The organism is Nocardia sp. NPDC052001 (assembly GCF_040680615.1).
GTDB lineage: Bacteria > Actinomycetota > Actinomycetes > Mycobacteriales > Mycobacteriaceae > Nocardia.
Genome location: NZ_JBFAXC010000004.1, coordinates 715028 through 737708 on the forward strand (window position 1 = coordinate 715028; position 22681 = coordinate 737708).

A 22681-nucleotide genomic window follows, 5' to 3' on the forward strand; every position below is an offset into this window, starting at 1 on the left:
GGGTGATGGCCGTGAACAGGTCCGCACGATCAGGTACGCGCGGAATTCCGCGCGGGCGAGGCGATGGGCTCGAACCTCAGCGGGTCGAAAGTTGGTCCGATTCGACCGAATCGGCGGGTCAGGAGGGTGCACCGGCGGGAAGGGCGGGGTGACGACACGCCGGAAAGGCGGGTGAGGTTTCCAGGGGGCTACCGGCCTGGACAGGGGCGGGGTGACGGCGGGCGGGTGTGAGTCGTGTTGTCCCGCAACGTGGCCCGGCAATCCGGTGAAATCGACCGGGGGCTGGGCCGGGGAGCGGGGGTGTGCGGGGGCTACCTGGCCACGCGGGATCGGCTGTGGAGTCACTACGCTATGGCGCGACTCGGCACGTAATGGCGTGTGCGGGTCGCGGGTGTCGGGCGGAGAGACACAGGAGGGCCGCGATTGATTCTGTTCGGTGATCGTGTCGTGTGCAGCACCGGTGACCTGGTGTCGGCGGCGCGTTGTGAGTTCGCGCTGCTGCGCGGGCTCGACGCCGAACTGGGGCTGGTGACGTCGATCGGATATCCGGCGCCCGGTGTGCTGACGCATGCCTGGGATCGGGCGGTCGAACATCGGCTCGCGGAGCTGCGGGACCGGTACGGAAACAGGGTCGTGCGCGTGCGCGTCCCCGGGGTCGAACAGTGCGCGGACGGATCCGTCGACGCGGAGGCGGCGGTCGCGGCGCTGCGGGATGCGCATGAGCAAACGCTGGCGGCGCTGCGGGGGCAGGCCGAGGCGGTCGCCGGGGCGGTCGTATTCGACGGGGAGTTCGCCACGCGCTGCGATTTCCTGGTGCACGACAGCGATCCGGAGACCTATGACTATCTGCCCGCGGCGGTGGTCGGGCGGAGCGGGCGGATTCCGGCGCTGCTGAGCCTGGCCGCCATGGCGGATGCGTTGCGGCGGTGCGGTTTCCGGCCCGCCGCGCGGGCCCGGCTATGGGTGGACGGTGTGGCCGGTACGCATTCGCTGGCCGATATCGCCGTCGTGCATCAGGCGCGCCGGGATCGGCTGCACCGGATTCTCGAGGCCAAGCTCGGGGAGCTACTGCCCGTGCAGTGGGGCGATCGTCGGTTCCTGGCCTGCGGCAGCTGCCCCACCTGTACCGCCGAACTCGAATCCCGCCGCGATCTGCTGCTGGTGGCGGGTATGCGGCCCGCCACCCGGGCGCAGCTCCGTGATGCCGGAATCACCACCGTGCAGCGGCTCGCCGCCGCCGATGCCACCGTCACCGGTGTGCCGGGCCCGACCTTCAGCACCCTGCGCCGGCAGGCCGAACTGCAATTGGAGCGGGCGAGCACCGGCCATCCCGCACACTCCCTCATCGATGCCGGGGCTCTGGCCGCACTGCCGAAACCCAGCCTCGGCGATCTGTTCGTCAGCCGCACCGCGCCCGATCGGATCGAGGTGTGGTCGAACTGGTCCGCGGATCGCGTGCACACCTTCGTCATTCACACCGGTGACGATGTCTCGGCCACCGATACCGCTGCGGCACAGGATATTTCCCCCTGGACCGATGACGCCGACGCCCTGCTGGACTTCCTCACCGAACGCCAGTGGGAGCATCCGGATCTGCGCATCCACCACTACCGCGGTGATCTGCGCCCGCTGCTGAGCACGATCGGCGAACGCTATCCGGACGGCGAAGACGTTGTCGCCGAACTGCTTCCGGCGCTGGTCGACCTCTACCCGATCGTCCGCGCCGCCATGATCGTCGGCGAACGCTGCTACGACCTGCGCCAGCTCCCCCCGAATCAGGTCGGCGCCACCGCTCCCCCGGCTCCCGGCGGGCTGGCCGGCAGCGGACCCGAAGATGTTCGGCGACTGCGGGATTGGCTACTCGAGGTGGCGCGCGAGCATAACGTGACACCGGCCCGGCGCATGTCCTACGACTATTGGGAAACCGGCCCCGACGAGGTCGAGGCGGCGCTGCGCGAATTCGCCGAGACCGGCTATCGCGATGGCCGCGAACGCAGTTCGGCGCAGATCGCCGCCGCGTTCACCGCGGCGGCGGCCGGTTACTTCCGGCGCGAACGGCAACCGCTGCGCTGGGCGCATGACGATCGGCTGGATCATCCCGTGGAGGAGTGGGCGGAGACGCCCGGCGTACTGGTCGCCGACTGGGGCACCGTGGATACCAAATGGCACAGCACCGATCACCGGCCCATGCGCCGCTATCTGACCTTGACCGGCAGGCTCGGCACCGGCGACGCACCGAAGCCGGGCACCCGGGTGCTGACCCTGTACGACCGCTCCGCACCCGGTCTGACCGCCCTGGCCGGTCAGCGCGCGGCCGCGCACGCGACCGTGCTGGGCTGCGCCCTGGACACCAATTTCGAGGATGTGGTGCGCGTCGTCGAACTGCTGCCGGACGGCTGCGAACCCTATGACGAACTGCCCACCGCCATCGCGCCCTGCCCGCCGGGCCGCAGCGAATACCTGGAGGAATCGCTCGAGGACATCGCACACCAGCTGCTGGTGACCCTGCCGGAGGTGCCGGACAACGCCGTCTTCGATCTGCTGTGCGGCCGCCCGCCCCGGCTGCGCGAGGGCAAACCGCTGCCCGAGGTCTTCGGTGATCACGCCGCCGCCGTCACCGCCGCGATCCTCGAGCTGGAGGACTCCTATATCGCGGTGCAGGGCCCGCCCGGCACCGGTAAGACGGCCACCACCGCGCGCGTGGTGGAAAGGCTTGTGACACGGTACAAATGGCGCGTCGGCGTAGTCGGCCGCACGCACGCCGTGGTCGAGCATGTGCTGGACGCGGTGGTGCAGGTGGGCGTGCTGCCCGAACTGGTCGCCAAAGCCGAAGCGCAGTCGGTGGCCCCGGAATGGCTGCCCATCGACGCCGCCAAATATGAGCGCTTCCTCGACAATGCCGTCAATGGCGGTGTGGTGGGCGGACTTTCGACGGATTTCGCCGATCCGAGCCGCATCGCGCGGGACGGCCTGGACCTGCTGGTGATCGCCGACGCCGGGAAATACCCGCTCGCCGATGCGGTCGCGGTGGCACTGTGCGCGCGAAATCTGCTGCTGGTGGGCGATCCCGCGCCCGCCGGCGGGCACGGCATTCATCCGGAGCCGGTGCATGATTCGGTACTGGGCCGCCTGGTCGGCGCGCATCGCACCCTGCCGTCAGCCTTCGGCTACTTCCTCGATCGCACCTGGCGCATGCATCCGCGCGTTTGCGGCCCGGTATCGCGACTGCGCTATGACAATCGGCTGCGGTCGAACGAAACCGTCACCCTGGCAAGGGAACTCGAGGGCATCGAGCCGGGCGTGCGGACGATCACCATCGAACATCACGGCAACAGCACCGAATCCGCGGAGGAGGCCCGCGAGATCGTGCGCCAGGTGCGCAATCTGCTCGGCCTGCCGTGGCAGACCGGGGCGGTCACCCGGCGCCTGCATCCGCACGACATCGTGGTGGTCGCGCCGTATCACGCGCAGGTGGCGCGCATTCGAACCCAGTTGTCCCGCGCCAGGATCGAGGATGTGCTGGTCGGCACGGCGGACCATTTCCAGGGCCGCGAGGCCGCGGTCGTGCTGGTCTCCATGGCTACCTCCGCACCCAAGGACGCCCCGCACGGCATCGGCGCGCTGGTGTCCAGACACTGGCTGACCAGCGCCATCTCCAGAGCCATGTGGGCGGCGATCATCGTCCGCTCACCGCTGCTCACCGAATACCTGCCGACCACGGCGGCCGAACTGTCCGATCTCGCCGCGGTCCTGCAACTCGACCGCGTCTGAACGGGATTCGGCGTCAGCCGAAGTTCTGGCCTTCGCCGCGGTAGCTCGGCACCTGGGTGCGCTCGCCGTCGGCGACGAGCTGCACCTGGTTGAAGCGTTCGAGGAGTTCGCCCGCCTTGGCGTGCCGGAACCAGACGCGATCACCGATGGCGAGGTGGTCCGCACCGGTGAGCGGGGTCTGCACCTCGCCAGCGCCTTCGGTGCCGATCAGACTCAAACCCTTGGGCCACACCGGTTTCGGGACGCGCGTGGCCCCGGCCGGGCCGGAGGCGATGTAGCCGCCGGAGAAGACGGTGGCGATGCCTTCGGCCGGATGCCGCAGCACCGGCATGGCGAAGTACATCGCTGGGCGCGGAGCCAGATTGCGGTAACCGTCGAAAAGCGTTGGCAGATATAGCCCGGAGCCCGCCGTCACCTCGGTGACATCGGGATCGGAGATGCTCACCTCGATGGACCCGGTACCGCCGCTGTTGACGATCTCGAGTTCACCGATCTCGGTGCGCACCGCCTCGACGACCTGCCGCCGGCGTCGTCCGATCTCGAAGGCCGACGCCTTCTTCACCAGTCGCACAGCGGGATTGGTGTCCGGCAGCCCGGCGATCTGCGCCTCGTAGGTCATCACGCCGACCACCCGGAACCCGCGCCGCCGCGCCGCACCGGCGACCCGGGCGGCGTGTTCGGGGGAATGAATGGGTGAGCGCCGCACGCCAAGATGCAGCGGCCCGATGCGCAGTGAGGCATCCACATCGATGCACACCCGGGGCGCGGGCTTATCGCTGCCGACGGCGGCGCGAATGAAGTCCAGCTGGTCGAGATCGTCGACCATGAGCGTGATCGCGTCCAGCAGCACCGGATCGGTGGCGAGTTTGGCCAGCGAACCGCGATCGACGGTGGGATAGCCGAGCAGAATGTCCCGCGCGCCCAGTCCGGCCAGCCAAATGGCCTCGGCGAGCGAATAACCCATGATTCCGGCGAATCCGCCGGATGCGGTGAGGTCGCTGCCGAGCACCTCTTCGAGGACGGCGCGGCAGCGCACGGATTTACTCGCCACCCGGATCGGCACTCCGCGGGCGCGGCGTACCAGATCGGCGGCGTTGGCGCGCAGGGCGGCCAGGTCGACGGCGGCCAGGGGCGGGTCTAGCTCGGCGGTGGCCGCGTGCAGCCCCGCGATCGGCGACGGTTCGCTCACAAGTTCATTCGACCACGAAACTGGTCATGCGTCCAGCAATTCGGAAAGTTGGCGCGCGACACCGGAGCAGCCCCGCAGGGAATGCGCAGCGAAAGATCGAAAACAGAGGTAAGAGCGCCGGGTCAGAGGTCGAGCGCCTTGGTGGACAGGTACGACACCAGGTCATCGAGCACGACCAGCGATATCTCGTCATCGCAGTCGGCCAGCCAGCGCAGCACCATGCCCTGGATCACCGCCACCAGATACGCGGAGATCGCGTCCACCGGTTCCAGCCACTGCGTACCGGACCGCTGCGCACACAGCTCCAGGAACGCGGTCACCTCCTGATCCAGGTCCCGGAACATGGCCGACGCCACCGGATCCGGCACACAGACCGATTGACCGCCCTCCCAGCGTCGGCGCAGTACCGCCAGCGTGCCCTCATAGGCGCGTAACTGCCGGTCCGGCGAGGACTTCAGAATCGGCCAGAGGGTGCTCACCCCCGCGTGCAGCAGCACTCGCAGGGCACGGCTACCGGTGATGTCGAGCGAATCGGCGGCCTTTTCGATCGCCTCGGACATGGCCGATCGCAATCCGACCTGGACGATTTCTCCACTAGCGCTCAACGACGACTCCCTTTGGCGAAAAAGATTCGCGCATCTTGCTTGCGCGGCTCGCTCAACGGGTTTGCAGATCAGCACTGATCCCCGAGCAGGACCCGGGCGTACCCGTTCAACGGGTCTCAACGATACGTCTTTTTCTGGGTCGATGACCAGCTTTGATAGCCGGTTTCGTACCGGAAGATTGTTTCGTTACCTAATCGCTACTCGTCCGCGATCGAATGGGAATCGTCGAAATTCATCGATCGCCCGGTAAACCAGGCATTAGAACCGCTTGGTATTTTATGAAAGCCAGTACCGCTAAAGATAGCGAGTGTGCGCGAACCCACACGTCCGAACCCGCCACGCCCTCGCAACGCGCCGGTAGCGACACGAAATTCACGTCCACTAGCCGGATTCGACATCCTCCGTTCGGACGCCCACCGATAGCCTGGCCGAGTGACTTCAGCGCGCCACGACCCCCTCCTGATCAACGGCACCTTCAACTTCCGCGATGTGGGCGGCGCCCGCACCACCGCGGGCGCCTCCGTGCGCGATGGAGTGCTGTTGCGTTCCGCCCAGCTCAGCCGCCTCGACGACCAGGGCCACGCCCGGCTGCTGGAACTCGGCGTCACCGATGTGCACGACCTGCGCGGGTTCGCCGAAATCGACCTCATCGGCCACGACTCCCTCCCCGACCAGGTCCGCCTGCACGTCACCCCCTTCGACCCGCGCATGGGTGAGACCCCGCCGCACGAGGCGCGCCGCAGTGTCACCGCGGCCAATCACATGCTCGAGGTCTACCGGCTCTTCCCGGCCATGCCCGAGGCGCACAGCGCGATCAAGGCGCTGGCCGATTCGGTGCTCACCGGCACCGCCCTGGTGCACTGCGCCGCCGGCAAGGACCGCACCGGCTGGGCCGTGGCCACACTGCTGCGCGCGGTCGAGGTCACCGAGGAGGACGTCTACGCCGACTACCTGCTCAGCAATGACGCGGTCCCGGTACTGCGCGCCTACATGGCGGGCGATACCGATGAGGAACTCTCCGACGATCTGCTCGGCGTACGCCCCGAATACCTCGAATCGGGCACCAACACCATGAATGAGATGTACGGCGGCATCGACGGCTACCTCATCGAGGTCGGCATCGACACCGCCCAGCGCGACGCCCTGCGCACCCGCCTGGTCGGGTAAGCACCGCACACGACACAGGGCCGCGACCGGCAAGGTCGCGGTCGACGCTGTCCGTTATTCGGCGCGGGAGCGGCGGACCAGGCCGTCCGGGTCGATGCTCACGTGGTTGCCGGTATGGAACCACGCGCCGGTGAAGCGGGATTCGGTGGTCTGCGGGTCGTTCCAGTAGCGGGGGGCGACATTCGGGCCGCGGCAGAGGAGTTCGCCGTGGCCCGCTTCCGCGCGCGGACCCCAGAGCGCGAGTTCGGTTCCGCCGAAAGGGAATCCGAGGACATCGCGGGCGGCCGCGCCGTCATCGCGGGCCAGGCCGATACCGCTGGTTTCGGTGGCGCCCCAGACCGACCACTGGCGGGCCTCGGGGAAGATCTCACGTAGATCGGCCGCCACCGAATCCGAGGTGGAATGGTCGGCGGCGGCGAGTTCGGCGCGGTGGCCCGCGCTGCAGACCTGGCGCACCCGATCCAGGCGCAGGCCCGCAAGTTCGGGCAGTAGGCCCGCAAAGATTCTGGGGGTCGCGGAGACCATGTCTATTCGTTCCGCGACAAGCGTTTTCGCGATCACCGCCGGATCCGGGGCGAGCACCACGGTGCCGCCGACCGCGAAGGTGGGCAGCAACTGATCCACACAGCCGCTGGCGTGCGCGAGCGGCAGCAGCACCAGATTGCGCAGCCCCTCGCTCGGCAGATCGAGCGTGCCGACCACGGAACGGATTGCGGACAAAAGGTTTTCGTTGGTCAGCTCCACACCGCGCGGCCCGATCTCGGCGCCGGGGCTGGTGTAGCAGAGCAGCGCCAGCTCACCCAGCGACGCACCGTCATCGATGAACGCCGCGCCATCCGGCAGCGCCTCGCGGTAATTAGCCGCGCTGCCACCGCCGTCCAGCATGTAATCGGCATCGGCATCGCGAATCACGCGTTCCGCCAACGCATCCGGCAAACCGTCATGCACCAGCACCGGCACCGCGCCGGACAGCAGCGCGCCCAGAAACGCCTGCACCCAGCGCGCGCCCACCGGCATTCGCACTGCGACCCGGTCTCCGTAACCGATTCCGTGCTCCTGCAATCCTCCTGCGATCCGGGAGGCGGAGTACCAGAGCTCCCGGTAGGTGAGGCGGGGGCCGCCGATCTCGACCACCGCCTCCCGCGCGGAGAAGTTGTGTACCTGCACATCCAGCAATTCCGTGAGCGCCGGGGTCAGGTTCCCGTAGCGCAGGATGCCATCGGCACCGCGCGCAACCGGGTTGTCGCACCAGGCATTTCGCGAGTGCGGGTATTCGACCAGTAACTGCGACATCCGTCCCTCCGAGCGCCTCGAGCCTGCAGGCACCAGTGACTATATGATGCACATCACATCCGTGGGCGGATTGTCGGCAAACGTAGTCGAGACGTCACGGCACGGAAACGACTAGCGCCCGGTGTACGTGGCTTTCCCCGGGCCGACGTCGAGGAAACTCTTGACCGCACCGCGCAGATCATCGGTGGCGAAGAGCTGGCCCGAGACCTGCGGCGTCACCGAATCCGCATGCGCCACACCACCGGAACGCCAGGCGCCGATGATCTCCTTGGTCGCCGCGTGCGCGCGCGTCGGGCCGTCGGCGAGCCGCGCCAGCAGTGCGCGGGCGGCGGTGTCGACATCCTCGTGCACCGCGTTGACCACACCCCAGTCCGCCATCGTCGACGCGTCGTAGAGGTCACCGGTCATCACGAATTCGCGGGCGCGACCCGAACCGGCGCGCTCGGCCAGCCGCTGCGGGCCGCCCATCGATGGGGTCAGGCCGACCACCGTCTCCACCAGACCGAACTTGGCCTTGGGCGCGGCCAGAATGATGTCGCAGGCCAGCGCGATCTCGAAGGCCGCGGTCAGGGTCAGGCCGTGCGCGGAGAAGATCACCGGACAGGGCAGCGCCTCCAGCGGATGGATGATGCGCGCGAACAGCGTCTGCCACAGCTGCGCGCCCTCGGCCATCGAAAGTCCGTCGAACACATGCACGTCCACACCGCCGGACACCAGCTTGCCCTCGGCGCGCAACAGCACCGCGCGCGGAGTATCGGTCGCGAGTTCCCCGATATCGTCGGCGAGCGAGTCCAGCAGGGCCTGGTCGAAAAGATTCAGCGGCGGATGCGCGATGGTGATGATCGCGGCCTGCGCGCCGCCCTCGGTGACGATGCGTTCCAGACGGGTGGGCTTCGAGTCGGTCATGAACTGAATGTATGCGCAGTCACATCCCCGGGATAGATCGGATCCGCAGCGCGTCGCGGAGCACCGCCGCCCGCACCGCCGATCTGCAAGACTGATCCGGTGACCACCTCGGAAGCCGAAAACGGCGCGTACGTCGAGCCGGGCGAGTTCAAACGCGATACCAACTACATCACCACGCGGATCACCGCGGACGGACGCGACGGCTACCCCGTCGAACCCGGACGGTATCGGCTGGTCGCGGCGCGGGCCTGCCCGTGGGCCAATCGCACGCTCATCGTGCGACGGCTGCTCGGACTGGAATCCGTACTGTCCCTCGGGCTTTGCGGACCCACGCATGACAAGCGCAGCTGGACCTTCGATCTGGATCCGGGCGAGGTGGATCCGGTGCTCGGCATCCACTTCCTGCGCGATGCGTATCTGGCCCGCTTCCCCGACTACCCGCGCGGTATCACCGTGCCCGCCATCGCGGAGATCGCGACCGGGCAGATCGTCACCAACGACTACGCGCAGATCACCCTCGACTTCTCCACCGAATGGACCGAATACCACCGGCCCGGTGCGCCCCAGCTCTACCCCGAGGACCTGCGCGCGGAGATCGACACCGTCAACAAGCGGGTCTACACCGAGGTCAACAATGGCGTCTACCGCTGCGGATTCGCGGGCGACCAGGCCGCCTACGACGCCGCCTACGACCGGTTGTTCACCGCGCTCGACTGGCTCGAGGAACGCCTCACCGGCCAGCGATACCTGGTGGGCGACACCATCACCGAAGCCGATGTGCGACTGTTCACCACGCTCGCGCGATTCGATCCGGTGTATCACGGGCATTTCAAATGCAATCGGCAGAAGCTCACCGAATTCGAGGCGCTCTGGGCGTACGCCCGGGATCTGTATCAGACCCCGGGATTCGGTGACACCACCGACTTCACCCAGATCAAACAGCACTACTACATCGTGCACACCGATATCAATCCGACCAGGATCGTTCCCGACGGCCCGGACCTGGCCAACTGGCTGACCCCGCACGGCCGGGAAGCGTTGGGCGGCAACCCCTTCGGCAAAGGCACGCCGCCCGAGCCGCCGCTCCCCGCCGAGCGGGTACCCGCCGGGCACCAGCCCGCCTGACACCGTGCGACAGTGTTCCGGCCACCCCGCGCGGCCGGAACCGGGTCAGCGGGTTTCGCCGCCGTAGGTGCCGAAGCTCCAGTACACGCCCTCGGGATCACGGCAGACGAAACCGCGTGACTCGTAACCTTCTTCATCGCGGAGTTCGCGGGTGATGTTCGCGCCCGCGGCCTTCGCCCGGGCATAGATGGCATCGGGATCGGGCACCACGATGTAGATCGAGCCGACCCCGGGCGGCTGGCAATCCAGAGCCATCCCCTCGCGGGACGAACCGAGCATGATCGCGCCGCCGGCGGGCCAGGCCAGTTCGGCGTGCGCGACGATATCGCCGTCATTGTGGCGGGCGACGGTCTCGAAACCGAAGGCCCGCTCGAGGAAGTCGATCGCGGCCGTGGCGTCGCGGTAGACCAGGGTCGGCCACACCAGAACGGTGCCGGTGGGCGCTGCGGTGGAAGCTGCTGATGTCGTCGTTTCGGTCATGACCTCAGCCTGCTATCCCGGCGGGCTGCTGGTCTTGGACGAATGGGAACTCCTCGCGCTCACGCCACACCGACGGCGGGAGCCCGGCGAGTTCACGCCACTCACGGGCCATATGCGCCTGGTCGTAGTAGCCGGAGCGGATCGCGACCTCGGCCAGCACGGGCGGTTCCGGCAGGCGCAGCGTGGCGTGCGAACGCTCGAACCGGGCAATGCGCGCGAGATCCTTCGGGCTCACGCCGAGTTCGGCACTGCATCGATTGCCGAGATGCCTTCGGCTCCAGCCGATCTCATCGGCCACCGCCGCCACCCGCACCGCCGGATCCGGTCCGGCCAGCAGGTCCCAGGCCCGCACCAGCTCCGGATCCCACCGCACGGGGCGCATGCGGCGCAGCAGGATCTCATCCAGAATCTCGAAACGGCGCGGCCATTGCGCGGTGCCCGCGAGCCGCTCCCGCAGTTCCCGCGCGGACGGCCCGAACACCTCGGACAGATCCACGATCCAGGAACCCAGCGCCGAGACCGGCATGCCGAACAGGGCGCGACAGCCCAGCGGGGTCAGAGCCAACTGCACGCCGTGCTGATAACCGTTGTGCGCGATCAGACACGGCCGGGTGGTGAGGCCGCTGGCCAGCATCTCCCAGGTTCCGCCCGGCTGATCCGGATGTGAGGAGACCGGCACCTCGATCGGCTCGTCGATGGTGATGATCACCGTCAGCACCGATGCGGGCATCCCGATATGCGTGCCCGGATCGAACCCATGCAACAGGTAGCCCTCGTATCCGAGGACGTAAGGGCGCAATCGCGGATCCGGGATTCCGCTCGCGCCTTCCGACACACCCGCCACGAAGCCCACGATATGCCGCGTGTCCGACAGGGGTAAGGAGTGATCCGGCGACCTTCGGGAGAACTCCCGGAACTCACCCACGTCCGGCCCGCATGCGCGCCGCGAAAACGGCTATGCCTCCAGGTGACCGGTGAAAGTCTCGTCGAGGCTGAGCCGCGCTGAGACGGAACCGGCTGGTCTCGCGGATCGTTGAAGCCGTGCAATAGAGTTTCGGTCGGAGGACCGCGCGAATGTTAGGGGTATGGCGATGTTCAAGGCCGGGCTCGAGAAGACAGTCGTCTCGCTGCTCGACAATGGGGCGCAGGTCCAGGCCCCCGCTGTCGCGAAGTATGTCGGGAAGCTGCGTGATGGCCACCCGGGCGAATCCCCCGCGCAGATCATTGCCCGGATCGAGAAGCTGTACCTGACCGCCGTCACCGGCAGCGGTACCGCCGTCGGCGCGACGGCCGCCGTGCCGGGCGTCGGCACCATGGCCTCGATCGCGGCCATGAGCGCGGAGACCGCGTTCTTCCTCGAAGCCTCCGCGGTCTACACCCTCGCCGTCGCGGCCGTGCACGGCGTCGCGCCCGATGACAAGGAACGCCGCCGCGCCCTGGTGCTGGCCGTCGTCATGGGCGAGAGCGGTATGGAGATCGTGCAGAAGAGCGTCGGCAGCTCCGCCAAGAACTGGGGCACGCTCATGGCCGGGAAGATTCCGGGCATCAGCGGTATGAACGACACCCTGCTCAAGCGATTCGTCATGCAGTTCCTCGCCAAGCGCACCGCGCTCATGGCGGGCAAGGTGATTCCGGCCGGAATCGGCGCGGCCATCGGCGGTTTCGGCAACCGCGCGCTCGGGCACGGCATTATCGACAACTCGCGCAAGGCTTTCGGCGCACCGCCCGCGGTGTGGCCGCAACCGCTGGTCATCGACGCCGATCCGTTCCCGGCCGTGGAATCCGCGCCCCGGACCAAGCAGCAGTGAGCCCGGCGCGACCGCTCGCCTTCGCCGCGGCCGGGCTGAGCAAGAGCTTCGGCACTGTCACCGCCGTCGACGATGTGAGTTTCGTGGTGCCCGCGGGCAAGGTCGCGACGCTCACGGGCCCGGCCGGTGCGGGTAAGACCACCGTGCTGCGCCTGCTGCTCGGCCAGCTGAGCCCGGACTCCGGTACCGCCGAACTCGGCGGTCCGGCCGCCGCACCGCGCGGAAAGCAGGTGCTGGGCGCGGTGCAATCCCCGCGCGGACTGCATCCGGCCCGCACCGTGCGCGGGCAGTTGAGCGTATTCGCCGCGGCCGCGGGTGTTTCCGGTGAGCGGATCGACGAGGTGCTGGCGCTGACCCGCCTGGACACTCTCGCGCAGGAGTTCACCCGTGCCCTGCCGCCCGGTGCGCACACCCGCCTCGCGCTGGCGATCGCCCTGCTCGGCAATCCGCCGCTGCTGCTGCTCGACGATCCCTTCGACGGGCTCGACGGGGCCGAAACCGCCTGGCTCAGCGAATATCTGCGCGCGCACGCCCGGCGCGGCGGCACCGTACTGCTCACCTCCCGCACCCTGAGCACGGTACTGCCGGTCGCCGATGAGCTGATCGTGCTGGACCGCGGCAAGATCACCTATCAGGGCAGCCCGGCACGGCTGCGCCGCAATCACCCCGATCGCCTGCTGGTGCGCGCCAGCAGCCCGATCGCCCTGGCAACGGCCCTGGCCGCGGCGGGCTTCACCGACGCCGTCATGCGCCCCGACGGCCGCCTCGCCGTCGCCGAAGCCTCACTCGCCCAACTGGAATCGGCCGCCTCCCAGGCCCGCGTCCAGCTCACCGAGATCACCCCGGAACATATCCACCCCGACCAGGTGCTGGCCGCCCTGGCCCACACCGCCCCCGCGGCCCAGCCCTACCCGGCCCCCACCATGTACGGAATGCCGCGTTGACCGCAGCGCGCGCGAAGGGCCCGCGCGCTTCCGCATCGGACGCCGCGTCCGCACCGGCCGAACGTGCTCATGACGCTGTGGCGGGATCGCCGATGATCGGCCGGACCCGTCCGGCCGGTGGCCAGCTACGAGAGGATTTTCGATGATTCTGGATGTCGTGCCGGATTCTGTACTGCGGGCGGCGGATTCGGAGTTTCGGAAGATCACCTCCCTGCGGGTGAACCGGCGGGTGGCCGGGGTGCTGGTGGGGTACGGGGTGGTGGCGTTCGCGATCATGGGGCTGAGCTTCGAACCGGCGGATGCGGCGGTGCGGGATCGATTCCTGTTCACGACCGGGTCCGCCATCGCGCCCGGACTGGCGTTACTCGCGGCGGTGGTGCTGGCGGCGATGCTCGGGGCGGTGGCCTCGGGTGATGAGTATCGACTCGGGTCACTGGGGTTGAGCGCGCTGTTCACCCCGGACCGCACTCTGCTGTTCGGCGCGAAACTCGGTGTGACGGCGGCGGTTTCGCTGGTCGTCACGCTGGGGCTGGAAGCGCTCGGCGGTGCGGCGCTCCTGCTGTTCGGGCGGGATCGGGTGCCGCTCACCGCGAATCTGCTTGCCATCTTCGGCGGGGTCGCCTTCGCGGTGATCTGCTGGTCGATTATCGGTGCGGCACTGGGCTTTCTGCTGCGGACACCGGTGCGGGCGATCGCGGCCATGATCGCGGTGGCGGTGCTCGAGCCGCTGGTGTGGATCACCGCGCGGGCCGTCGGCTTCGGCGGACTGGCGAATATCCTGCCGATCTCGGCGACCGTCGGTGCGATCACCAATGGGGCCTACGCCAAGGGCGCGTTCATCGCGCCCACCCCCGCCGCCATCGCGGTACTGCTGATCTGGACCGGCGGCGCGGTCGCGGCGGCATGGTGGTTCTTCACCCGCCGCGACCTGTGAGACCCGTTCCGGCAGTTCGGATTCAGTCGGTGCCGCGGTCGGCGAACAGGCGACGCCACACCTCGTGATCGGTGCGCGGACCGCCCGGGGTGTCCGCACCGTACTTCGCGATGAGAGCGGGTAGATCCAGCGGTGAGGTGGGCGCGGCCATGGTGGTCAGTTCCTCCTCGACGGCGGAATCCGGTACCAGCCAGCACACTTCGAATTCGATACCGTCCGGATCGGCGGCGTAGAGCGCCTTGGTGGAGCCGTGATCCGAGGCTCCGTTCAATGCGCCCGCGGCCGACAGCACACCCTTGACGCGCTGCAATTCGGCGAGCGTGTCCACCTCCCAGGCCAGGTGGTACAGGCCGACCCGGCCGGTGCGATGCGCGACCGACGGATCCGGCGACTGGAACAGGCCGAGATCATGATCGTTGGCCGAACCCGCCGCCTGTAGGAACGCCGCACCCGGGAACCCGCCCGGCAGCCGGCGGAAGCCGAGCACCTCTTCGTAGAAGGCCACCGACCGCTCCAACTCGGCGACGAACAGGACGGCGTGATTGAGACGCTGAATCGGCATGAATCCAGCGGACCACGCCATCGCGCCCCCGCACAAGCGCGAGTCCGACTTCGCGCACCGACACGCCCGCGACCCCGGGATTGTCGGTGGGCGGGAACAAACTGGGGGGAGGGCCGTCGTTACGGCACTAGGTGAGCGTGATGAAGGTGGATGAGGCCGGGGTGGAGAAAAACGGGGTGAACCAGGCTCGAACGGGCGCGACGACGGCTCGCGGGGACGCGGCTGCCACGGGAGCGCCCGAAAACGCGGCTGTCGGAGCGGCGGCCGGTCCCGGGTGGCTGCGCCGCCTCTGGGAGCGCTGCCGTGAACATCCCTGGCTGCTCGCGGGTATCGCCGTCGCGGTGCTGATCGGTGCGGCGGTCGAGGTCACCGGGCCGCTGCTGGCCAAGCGCGCGCTCGATGGAGCCACCGCCGGGAACACCGGCATCATCACCGCCATGGCCGGGCTGCTGGCGCTGCTGGCCGTCGGCCGCTTCCTGTCCTCCTTCGGCCGCCGCATGGCCGCCGGGCAACTCGCGCTCGATGTGCAGCACGAATTGCGCGTGGATCTGCTTGCGGCGCTTCAGCGTTTGGACGGTCCCGGCCAGGACGCGTTGCGCACCGGGCAGGTGGTGTCCCGCTCCATCAGCGATCTGACCCTGGTGCAGGGCCTGCTCGCCATGGGTCCGTGGTCCTCGCTCGCGGTACTGCAATTCGTGCTCGCCGCGGGCGTCATGCTGTGGCTGTCCCCGCCGCTGGCGCTCACCGCACTGCTGGTGGTGCCGGTGCTCGCGCTGGTCGTCTATCGCGTCCGCCCGCGGCTGTACGCGGCCACCTGGTCGGCGCAGCAGCGTGGTTCGGATCTGGCCCAGCATGTCGAGGAGACCGTCACCGGCGTGCGCGTGGTGAAGGGCTTCGGGCAGGAAGCCCGCATGGTGGATCTGCTCGAACGGCACGGCCGCAAGCTCTATGCCGAGCGCATGCGCGCCGCCCGCATCGATGCCAGATTCGGGCCGACGCTGTCCTCGGTGCCGCAGGCCGGGCTGGTGGCGGTCATCGCCGCGGGCGGTGTGCTGGCATTGCACGGCGCGATCGGGCTGGGCACCCTGCTGGCCTTCACCGCCTACCTGTCCACCATGACCAATGCCACCCGCACCATCTCCATGGTGGTGGTGATGGCACAGCTCACCCGCGCCGCCGCCGAACGCGTGCACCAGGTCATCGACAGCGCGCCCGAACGCACCGATCCGGAACATCCGGTGGCACTGCCCGCCGGGCCGCTCGGTATCGAGATCTCCGGTCTCACCTTCGGATTCGATCCGAAGCGGCCCATTCTCGACGACTTCGATCTGACCGTGGCCCCCGGTGAGACGGTGGCGATCATCGGTCCGGCGGGTTCGGGTAAATCCACGCTGTCGCTGCTGCTCCCCCGCTTCTACACCCCGGATTCCGGCCGGATCTCGCTGTACGGCAACGATTCCCACGCCGATATCGCCGACCTGCGCGCCACCGAACTGCGCGATGCCGTCGGCGTGGTCTTCGACGAGGCCTTCCTGCTGTCGGACACCATCTCCGCGAATATCGCGCTGGGCCGCCCCGAGGCGACCGAGGACGAAATCCACACGGCCGCGGTCCAGGCCGCCGCCGACGAATTCATTCGCGCCCTGCCCAACGGATACGACACCGTGGTCGGCGAGCGCGGCCTCACCCTGTCCGGCGGTCAGCGCCAGCGCATCGCGCTGGCCCGCGCGCTGCTGGCGAACCCGCGCATCCTTATCCTGGACGACGCCACCTCCGCCGTGGACGCGCTCACCGAGGCTGCCATCTTCGCCGCGCTGCCCACCGATTCCGGGCGCACCACCCTCATCCTGGCGCACCGCGAATCCACCCTCGCCCACGCCGACCGCATCATCCGCCTGCCCGCTCCGGGCGGGGAATCCACACCTGGCCCGGCAATCGCGGCACCCGCGCGCACCGGACTGGAGGCCGACGCCGGGCTGGATCCCGATACGCCGCACGAGGTTCGGAAATCGCTGGCGCAATTGCCCGCCGCGAACGAGCTGCCCGAGCTCGATCCGGCCGAGCTGCGCGAGCCGGATACCGAATTCCGGTTGGGCAAAGCCATGCGGCCGGTGCGCTGGCTGGTCATCGCCGCGGTACTGCTACTGGCGGTGGATGCGATTGTCGGAGTGGGCTTTCCATCGATCGTGCGGTACGCCATCGACTCCGGCGTGACCAACCATGACGGCGCGGCATTGGCCAAGGCCGCCGTCATCGGTGCGGTGCTGGCGGGCGTCGGCTGGCTGGCCGCCTCGACCGCGCTGGTGTGGGGTTCCCGCGCGGGTGAGCGGGTGCTGTACGGCCTGCGGGTGCGCAGTTACGCGCATCTGCAACGGCTCGGACTGGACTATTACGAGCGCGAGCTGTCCGGCAAGATCCTGACCCGCATGACCACCGATATCGACGCGCTCTCCACCTTCCTGCAAACCGGAGTGCCCGATGCGCTGGTCAGCGTGCTCATGGTGCTCGGCATCGCGGTGGCATTGCTGGTCATCAATGCGCAACTGGCGCTGGTGGTTTTCCTGTCGCTGCCGCCATTGCTGTTGGCCACCTGGTGGTTCCGCCGGGTCTCCGATGCCGCGTACACCGAATCGCGTGAGCACGCCGCCACCGTGAACGGCGATTTCGCCGAGAATGTCGCGGGTTTGCGTGCGGTGCAGGCGAATCGGCACGAGCGGCGCTCGGCCGAGCGCTTCACCGGCTATTCGCACCGCTATCGCGTGAGCCGGATGCGGGCGCAGCGCGCCATCGCGCTGTTCTTCGCGTTCGTCGGCGCATGGGCCGATCTGGCGTTGGCCGCGGTCGTGTTCATGGGTGCGCGCGAGGTCGCGAACGGCGTCACCACCGCGGGCACGCTGGTGGCGTTCGTGCTGTATCTGGAGCTGCTGTTCGGCCCGATCCATCAGCTCTCCCAACTCTTCGACGGTTATCAGCAGGCGCGAGTCGGATTGCGCCGCATCGGGGAACTGCTGCGCACCCCGTCCTCCATCGCCGCCGATCCCGCCGACGCGGTCGCCGTGCCCGGCCGCCTGCGCGGTGAGGTGGTCTTCGACGATGTGCGCTTCCGCTATCCGGGCACCGACACCCCCGCGCTGGACGGTGTCACGCTGCGCATTCCGCCGGGCACCAGCCTCGCGCTCGTGGGTGCGACGGGCGCGGGGAAATCGACCATCGTGAAACTGCTGGCGCGGTTGTACGACATGCCCTATGACGGAAATCACGATCGTCGGCACGGTGATATATCCGGCTCGATAGCCGATTCCTATGGGACGCATCGCATTACCGCCGAAACCGGCACGATCAGCGTGGATGGCGTCGATATCCGCGACTATCGGCTCACCGACTATCGATCGCGGCTGGGCGTCGTTCCTCAGGAAGCTCACCTGTTCACCGGCGACATCGCCAGCAACATTGCATTCGGCAAACCTTTTGCGAATTCAGCGGAGATCGAGGCGGCCGCCGCGGCGGTCGGCGCACTGGACGCCATCAACGCGCTACCGCTGAAAATGCGCCAGCCGGTGGGCGAACGCGGCCGTGGACTCTCGGCCGGACAGCGTCAGCTGATCGCACTGGCGCGCGCCGAACTGGTGCAGCCGGATCTGCTGCTGCTGGATGAGGCCACCGCGGTCCTGGATCCGGCTGCCGAGGCATCGGTGCTGGTAGCAAGCGAATCGGTCACGCAGGGGCGGACCGCGGTGATTGTCGCGCACCGCCTCGCGACCGCCGCGCAGGCCGATCTGATCGCCGTGGTGGCCCAGGGCAGGATCGCCGAAATCGGCACTCATGAAGAACTGCTATCAACACACGGCGGGTACTCCCGCCTCTGGGCTGCGGCACAGGCCACCGAAGGAATATTCTCAGTTGAGGACGAGTCGTCACTAAGGAACGTGTCCGCTCGGTGGTAGTCCATGCCCATGGGCTTACGGGGGTGGGCATATCCTCAGAGGGGGCGCGTCGGCGCGCATCCGCCGATTACCCGTGCCGGGCACGTCACAAACGTCGCAGCGCGAAGAACGAAATGAGGCGAACACCTGCTGTGAGCAGCTCAACAGACCAGTTCGGACAGAACCAGTGGCTTGTCGACGAGATGTACCAAAAGTACAAGCAAGACCCGTCGTCGGTCGATGAGAGCTGGCACGAGTTCCTCGCCGATTACTCGCCGGAGTCCACTCCCGGCGATACCGGCAACGGCCAGCCGGTTACCCCGGCGACAGCTGCGGTAGCTCCCCCTGTCACCCCGCCGCCCGCGGCCCCCGCGGCGCCGAAGGCCACGCCGAGCGTCGCACCGTCCACGAACAGCGTGCCGACCTCGGTCGCGAACAATGCGCCCGCCACCAATCCGGCCCCCGCCGCGCTGGCCACCCCCGCGCCCGCGGTGCGCACCCCGCAGACCACCCCGGCTCCGGCCTCCAACGCCGCCCCCACCACGGGCGCGCCCAAGGCCGCGACCGCCGATGAGACCAAGATCCTGCGCGGACCGGCGGCGGCCGTCGTCAAGAACATGTCGTCGTCGCTGGCCATCCCCACCGCCACCAGCGTCCGGGCCTTCCCGGCCAAGCTGATGATCGACAACCGGGTGGTCATCAACAACCACCTCGCCCGTACCCGCGGCGGCAAGATCTCCTTCACCCATCTGCTCGGTTACGCGATCGTGCAGGCGGTCAAGGCGTTCCCGAACATGAACCGGCACTTCGCCGAGATCGACGGCAAGCCGAACGCGGTCACCCCCGCGCACACCAATCTCGGCCTGGCCATCGACCTTCCGGGCAAGGACGGCAACCGTTCGCTGGTGGTCGCGGCCATCAAGAACACCGAGACCATGACCTTCGCGCAGTTCCACAGCGCGTACGAGGACATCGTGCGCCGCGCGCGCGACGGCAAGCTCACCGCCGACGACTTCTCCGGCGTCACCATCTCACTCACCAACCCGGGCACCATCGGCACCAACCATTCGGTGCCGCGGCTCATGCAGGGTCAGGGCGCGATCGTCGGCGCGGGCGCCATGGAGTACCCGGCCGAATTCCAGGGCATGAGCGATGAGCAGCTCGCCGAAATCGGCATCGGCAAGCTCATGACGCTGACCTCGACCTACGATCACCGCATCATTCAGGGCGCGGAGTCCGGCGATTTCCTGCGGACCATCCACAACCTGCTGATCTCGGACGAGTTCTACGACGAGATCCACCACGGCCTGGGCGTGCCCTACGAGCCCATCCGGTGGCGCAAGGACATCAAGGAACGCGGTATCGACAAGTCGACCCGCGTGCAGGAGATGATCGCGGCGTACCGCAACCGCGGTCACCTGATGGCCGACACCGACCCGCTGCGGCTGGTGAAGGACAAGTTCCGTTCGCATCCGGATCTGGATGTCACCCAGCACGGCCTGACCCTGTGGGATCTGGATCGCGAATTCAATGTCGCGGGCTTCCACGGCCAGGAGCGCATGAAGCTGCGCGATGTGCTGTCCATCCTGCGTGACGCGTACTGCCGCCACGTCGGTGTGGAGTACACCCACATTCTGGATCCCGAACAGCTGCAATGGATTCAGGACCGGGTCGAGCAGAAGCACGCCAAGCCGACCGTCGCCGAGCAGAAGTACATCATGTCCCGGCTCAACGCGGCCGAGGCGTTCGAGACCTTCCTCGCGACCAAATACGTTGGCCAGAAGCGCTTCTCGCTCGAAGGCGCGGAGTCCGTCATCCCGATGATGGACGGCGTCATCGATCAGTGCGCCGAGTACGCCCTGGACGAGGTCGTCATCGGTATGCCGCACCGCGGCCGCCTGAACGTGCTCGCGAATATCGTCGGCAAGCCCTACTCGAAGATCTTCACCGAGTTCGAGGGCAATATGAACCCGGCCGCCACGCACGGCTCCGGCGATGTGAAGTACCACCTGGGCGCGCGCGGCACCTACATCCAGATGTTCGGCGATAACGACATCGAGGTCTCGCTGACGGCCAACCCGTCGCACCTCGAGGCCGTCGACCCGGTGCTGGAGGGTCTGGTTCGCGCCAAGCAGGATCTGCTCACCAAGGAAGACCTGGTCACCAAGGGCGAAGAGGCGCGCAGCTTCTCCGTCGTGCCGCTCATGCTGCACGGTGACGCGGCCTTCGCCGGTCAGGGTGTCGTCGCCGAGACGCTGAACCTGTCCGGTCTGCGCGGTTACCGCACCGGCGGCACCGTGCACATCGTGGTCAACAACCAGATCGGCTTCACCACCGCGCCCGAGTACTCGCGCTCCACCGAGTACTCCACCGATATCGCGAAGTTCATCGGCGCGCCGATCTTCCATGTGAACGGTGACGATCCCGAAGCCTGTGTGTGGGTTGCGAAGCTGGCCGTCGACTACCGCCAGCGGTTCAACCGCGACGTGGTCATCGACATGATCTGCTACCGCCGCCGCGGCCACAACGAGGGCGACGACCCCTCGATGACGCAGCCGAACATGTACGACGCCATCGACACCAAGCGCTCGGTCCGCAAGGCCTACACCGAGAGCCTGATCGGCCGTGGCGATATCTCCATGAAGGAAGCCGAAGACGCCCTGCGCGACTACCAGGGGCAGCTGGAGCGGATCTTCAACGAGGTGCGCGAGCTGGAGAAGTACGTTCCGGAGCCGTCCCCGTCGGTTGAGGACGAGCAGAAGATGCCGACCACGCTGGTCACCGCGGTGGACAAGACCGTGCTGCAGCGCATCGGCGATTCGTTCGTGAACGTGCCCGACGGCTTCAATGTGCATCCGCGCGTCAAGCCGGTCATGGAGAAGCGCCGCGAGATGGCGTACGAGGGCAAGATCGACTGGGCCATGGCCGAATTGCTGGCCTTCGGTTCGCTCATCGACGAGGGCAAGGCCGTTCGCCTGACCGGTCAGGATTCGCGTCGCGGCACCTTCTCGCAGCGGCATTCGGTGATCATCGACCGCAAGACCGGTGGCGAGTACACCCCGCTGCACAACATCGGGTCCAAGAATCCGGGTTGGTTCGCGGTGCACGATTCGGCGCTGTCCGAATACGCCGCCGTCGGTTTCGAATACGGCTATTCGCTCGGCAACACCGACGCACTGGTGTTGTGGGAGGCGCAGTTCGGTGACTTCGTCAACGGCGCGCAGACCATCATCGACGAGTTCATCTCCTCCGGTGAGGCCAAGTGGGGCCAACTGTCGGAGGTCGTGCTGCTGCTGCCGCACGGTCACGAGGGTCAGGGTCCGGACCACACCTCCGGTCGTATCGAGCGCTTCCTGCAGCTGTGCGCCGAGGGTTCGATGACGGTGGCGGTTCCCTCCACCCCGTCGAACTACTTCCACCTGCTGCGCCGGCACGCGCTCGACGGCATCCGCCGTCCGCTGGTGGTCTTCACCCCGAAGTCCATGCTGCGCAACAAGGCCGTGGTCTCCGAGGTCGAGGACTTCACCGACAACAAGTTCCGTTCGGTGCTCGAGGAGCCCACCTACGAGAGCGGCGACGGTGATCGTTCGAAGGTCAAGCGCGTACTGCTGACCTCCGGCAAGATCTACTACGAGCTGGTCGCGGAGAAGAACAAGAACAAGCGCGACGACGTGGCCATCGTGCGCGTCGAACAGCTCTACCCGATCCCGAAGTTCCGCCTGAACGAGGCGCTGGAGGGTTACCCCAACGCCACCGATCTGGTGTGGGTCCAGGAAGAACCGGCCAACCAGGGCGCATGGCCCTTCTTCGGCCTGAACCTCCCGGAGATCCTGCCCGCCCGCTTCGCCAAGCTGCGTCGCATCTCGCGGCGCGCCATGTCGGCCCCGTCCTCGGGTTCGTCGAAGGTGCACGCGGTGGAGCAGGCCGAGATCATCGGCGAGGCGTTCGCACCGACCGTCTAGCACAACCGTTTT

General features: G+C 67.9%; 15 protein-coding genes. 8 read left to right on the top strand and 7 right to left on the bottom strand.

What is annotated here, in order from left to right; translation table 11 throughout:
* The first annotated feature begins 423 nt into the window (after nucleotides 1-423).
* Entirely contained in the window at nucleotides 424-3771 is a 3348-nt protein-coding gene (locus tag AB0L82_RS23380; RefSeq protein WP_364639825.1) for an AAA domain-containing protein, read from the top strand.
* 13 nt (nucleotides 3772-3784) lie between these two features.
* On the opposite strand, the gene AB0L82_RS23385 is transcribed toward AB0L82_RS23380, so the two are convergent.
* Both AB0L82_RS23385 and AB0L82_RS23390 read right to left on the bottom strand, forming a co-directional pair.
* Entirely contained in the window at nucleotides 3785-4960 is a 1176-nt protein-coding gene (locus AB0L82_RS23385; RefSeq protein ID WP_364639828.1) for an amino acid deaminase/aldolase, read from the bottom strand.
* A gap of 122 nt (nucleotides 4961-5082) precedes the next feature.
* A complete protein-coding gene (locus AB0L82_RS23390; RefSeq protein ID WP_364639832.1) occupies nucleotides 5083-5565 on the bottom strand; it encodes a TetR family transcriptional regulator in 483 nt (160 codons plus the stop codon).
* A 432-nt stretch (nucleotides 5566-5997) separates the two neighbouring features.
* Between AB0L82_RS23390 and AB0L82_RS23395 the strand changes: the two genes are divergently transcribed.
* Complete coding sequence (locus AB0L82_RS23395) at nucleotides 5998-6732, top strand: tyrosine-protein phosphatase (protein ID WP_364639835.1); 735 nt, start codon at nucleotides 5998-6000, stop codon at nucleotides 6730-6732.
* Nucleotides 6733-6786: 54 nt separating this feature from the next.
* On the opposite strand, the gene AB0L82_RS23400 is transcribed toward AB0L82_RS23395, so the two are convergent.
* On the bottom strand, nucleotides 6787-8025 hold the full coding sequence (locus AB0L82_RS23400; RefSeq protein WP_364639838.1) for an AMP-binding protein: 1239 nt from the start codon (nucleotides 8023-8025) through the stop codon (nucleotides 6787-6789).
* 111 nt (nucleotides 8026-8136) lie between these two features.
* Entirely contained in the window at nucleotides 8137-8931 is a 795-nt protein-coding gene (locus AB0L82_RS23405) for an enoyl-CoA hydratase/isomerase family protein (protein WP_364639840.1), read from the bottom strand.
* A 99-nt stretch (nucleotides 8932-9030) separates the two neighbouring features.
* On the opposite strand from AB0L82_RS23405, the gene AB0L82_RS23410 reads away from it, so the two are divergent.
* Entirely contained in the window at nucleotides 9031-10056 is a 1026-nt protein-coding gene (locus AB0L82_RS23410; RefSeq protein WP_364639843.1) for a glutathione S-transferase C-terminal domain-containing protein, read from the top strand.
* 45 nt (nucleotides 10057-10101) lie between these two features.
* On the opposite strand, the gene AB0L82_RS23415 is transcribed toward AB0L82_RS23410, so the two are convergent.
* Together AB0L82_RS23415 and AB0L82_RS23420 are read right to left on the bottom strand one after the other, a co-directional pair.
* Nucleotides 10102-10536, bottom strand: a complete 435-nt coding sequence (locus tag AB0L82_RS23415) for a VOC family protein (RefSeq protein WP_364639846.1) — start codon at nucleotides 10534-10536, stop codon at nucleotides 10102-10104.
* A 4-nt stretch (nucleotides 10537-10540) separates the two neighbouring features.
* The gene (locus AB0L82_RS23420; protein ID WP_364639849.1) at nucleotides 10541-11380 is read right to left on the bottom strand and encodes a helix-turn-helix domain-containing protein; all 840 of its coding nucleotides are present in this window, start codon (nucleotides 11378-11380) and stop codon (nucleotides 10541-10543) included.
* Between the two features lie 247 nt (nucleotides 11381-11627).
* On the opposite strand from AB0L82_RS23420, the gene AB0L82_RS23425 reads away from it, so the two are divergent.
* The 3 genes from AB0L82_RS23425 to AB0L82_RS23435 all read left to right on the top strand — a co-directional run bounded on the left by AB0L82_RS23425 (nucleotide 11628) and on the right by AB0L82_RS23435 (nucleotide 14222).
* A complete protein-coding gene (locus AB0L82_RS23425; protein ID WP_364640491.1) occupies nucleotides 11628-12344 on the top strand; it encodes a hypothetical protein in 717 nt (238 codons plus the stop codon).
* Entirely contained in the window at nucleotides 12341-13288 is a 948-nt protein-coding gene (locus tag AB0L82_RS23430; protein ID WP_364639852.1) for an ATP-binding cassette domain-containing protein, read from the top strand. The genes AB0L82_RS23425 and AB0L82_RS23430 overlap by 4 nt, the downstream gene beginning before the upstream one ends.
* 142 nt (nucleotides 13289-13430) lie before the next feature.
* Nucleotides 13431-14222 carry an ABC transporter permease gene (locus AB0L82_RS23435; protein WP_364639855.1) on the top strand — a complete coding sequence of 264 codons (792 nt, stop codon included), beginning with the start codon at nucleotides 13431-13433 and terminating at the stop codon, nucleotides 14220-14222.
* A 22-nt stretch (nucleotides 14223-14244) separates the two neighbouring features.
* On the opposite strand, the gene AB0L82_RS23440 is transcribed toward AB0L82_RS23435, so the two are convergent.
* On the bottom strand, nucleotides 14245-14784 hold the full coding sequence (locus AB0L82_RS23440; protein WP_364639858.1) for a VOC family protein: 540 nt from the start codon (nucleotides 14782-14784) through the stop codon (nucleotides 14245-14247).
* 140 nt (nucleotides 14785-14924) lie between these two features.
* Here AB0L82_RS23440 and AB0L82_RS23445 point away from each other — a divergent pair, with 140 nt between their 5' ends.
* Together AB0L82_RS23445 and AB0L82_RS23450 are read left to right on the top strand one after the other, a co-directional pair.
* Nucleotides 14925-18728, top strand: coding sequence for an ABC transporter ATP-binding protein (locus AB0L82_RS23445; RefSeq protein ID WP_364639861.1), 3804 nt, complete (start codon nucleotides 14925-14927; stop codon nucleotides 18726-18728).
* A gap of 113 nt (nucleotides 18729-18841) precedes the next feature.
* Nucleotides 18842-22669 carry a multifunctional oxoglutarate decarboxylase/oxoglutarate dehydrogenase thiamine pyrophosphate-binding subunit/dihydrolipoyllysine-residue succinyltransferase subunit gene (locus AB0L82_RS23450; RefSeq protein WP_364639864.1) on the top strand — a complete coding sequence of 1276 codons (3828 nt, stop codon included), beginning with the start codon at nucleotides 18842-18844 and terminating at the stop codon, nucleotides 22667-22669.
* Nucleotides 22670-22681 lie beyond the last annotated feature (12 nt).

Bases quoted from the DNA above. Each gene is read 5' to 3' on its own strand.
- AB0L82_RS23400 (WP_364639838.1), bottom strand. From the start codon at position 8,025: ATGTCGCAGTTACTGGTCGAATACCCGCACTCGCGAAATGCCTGGTGC.
- AB0L82_RS23405 (WP_364639840.1), bottom strand. From the start codon at position 8,931: ATGACCGACTCGAAGCCCACCCGTCTGGAACGCATCGTCACCGAGGGC.
- AB0L82_RS23415 (WP_364639846.1), bottom strand. From the start codon at position 10,536: ATGACCGAAACGACGACATCAGCAGCTTCCACCGCAGCGCCCACCGGC.
- AB0L82_RS23425 (WP_364640491.1), top strand. From the start codon at position 11,628: ATGTTCAAGGCCGGGCTCGAGAAGACAGTCGTCTCGCTGCTCGACAAT.
- AB0L82_RS23435 (WP_364639855.1), top strand. From the start codon at position 13,431: ATGATTCTGGATGTCGTGCCGGATTCTGTACTGCGGGCGGCGGATTCG.
- AB0L82_RS23440 (WP_364639858.1), bottom strand. From the start codon at position 14,784: ATGCCGATTCAGCGTCTCAATCACGCCGTCCTGTTCGTCGCCGAGTTG.
- AB0L82_RS23445 (WP_364639861.1), top strand. From the start codon at position 14,925: ATGAAGGTGGATGAGGCCGGGGTGGAGAAAAACGGGGTGAACCAGGCT.
- AB0L82_RS23450 (WP_364639864.1), top strand. From the start codon at position 18,842: ATGAGGCGAACACCTGCTGTGAGCAGCTCAACAGACCAGTTCGGACAG.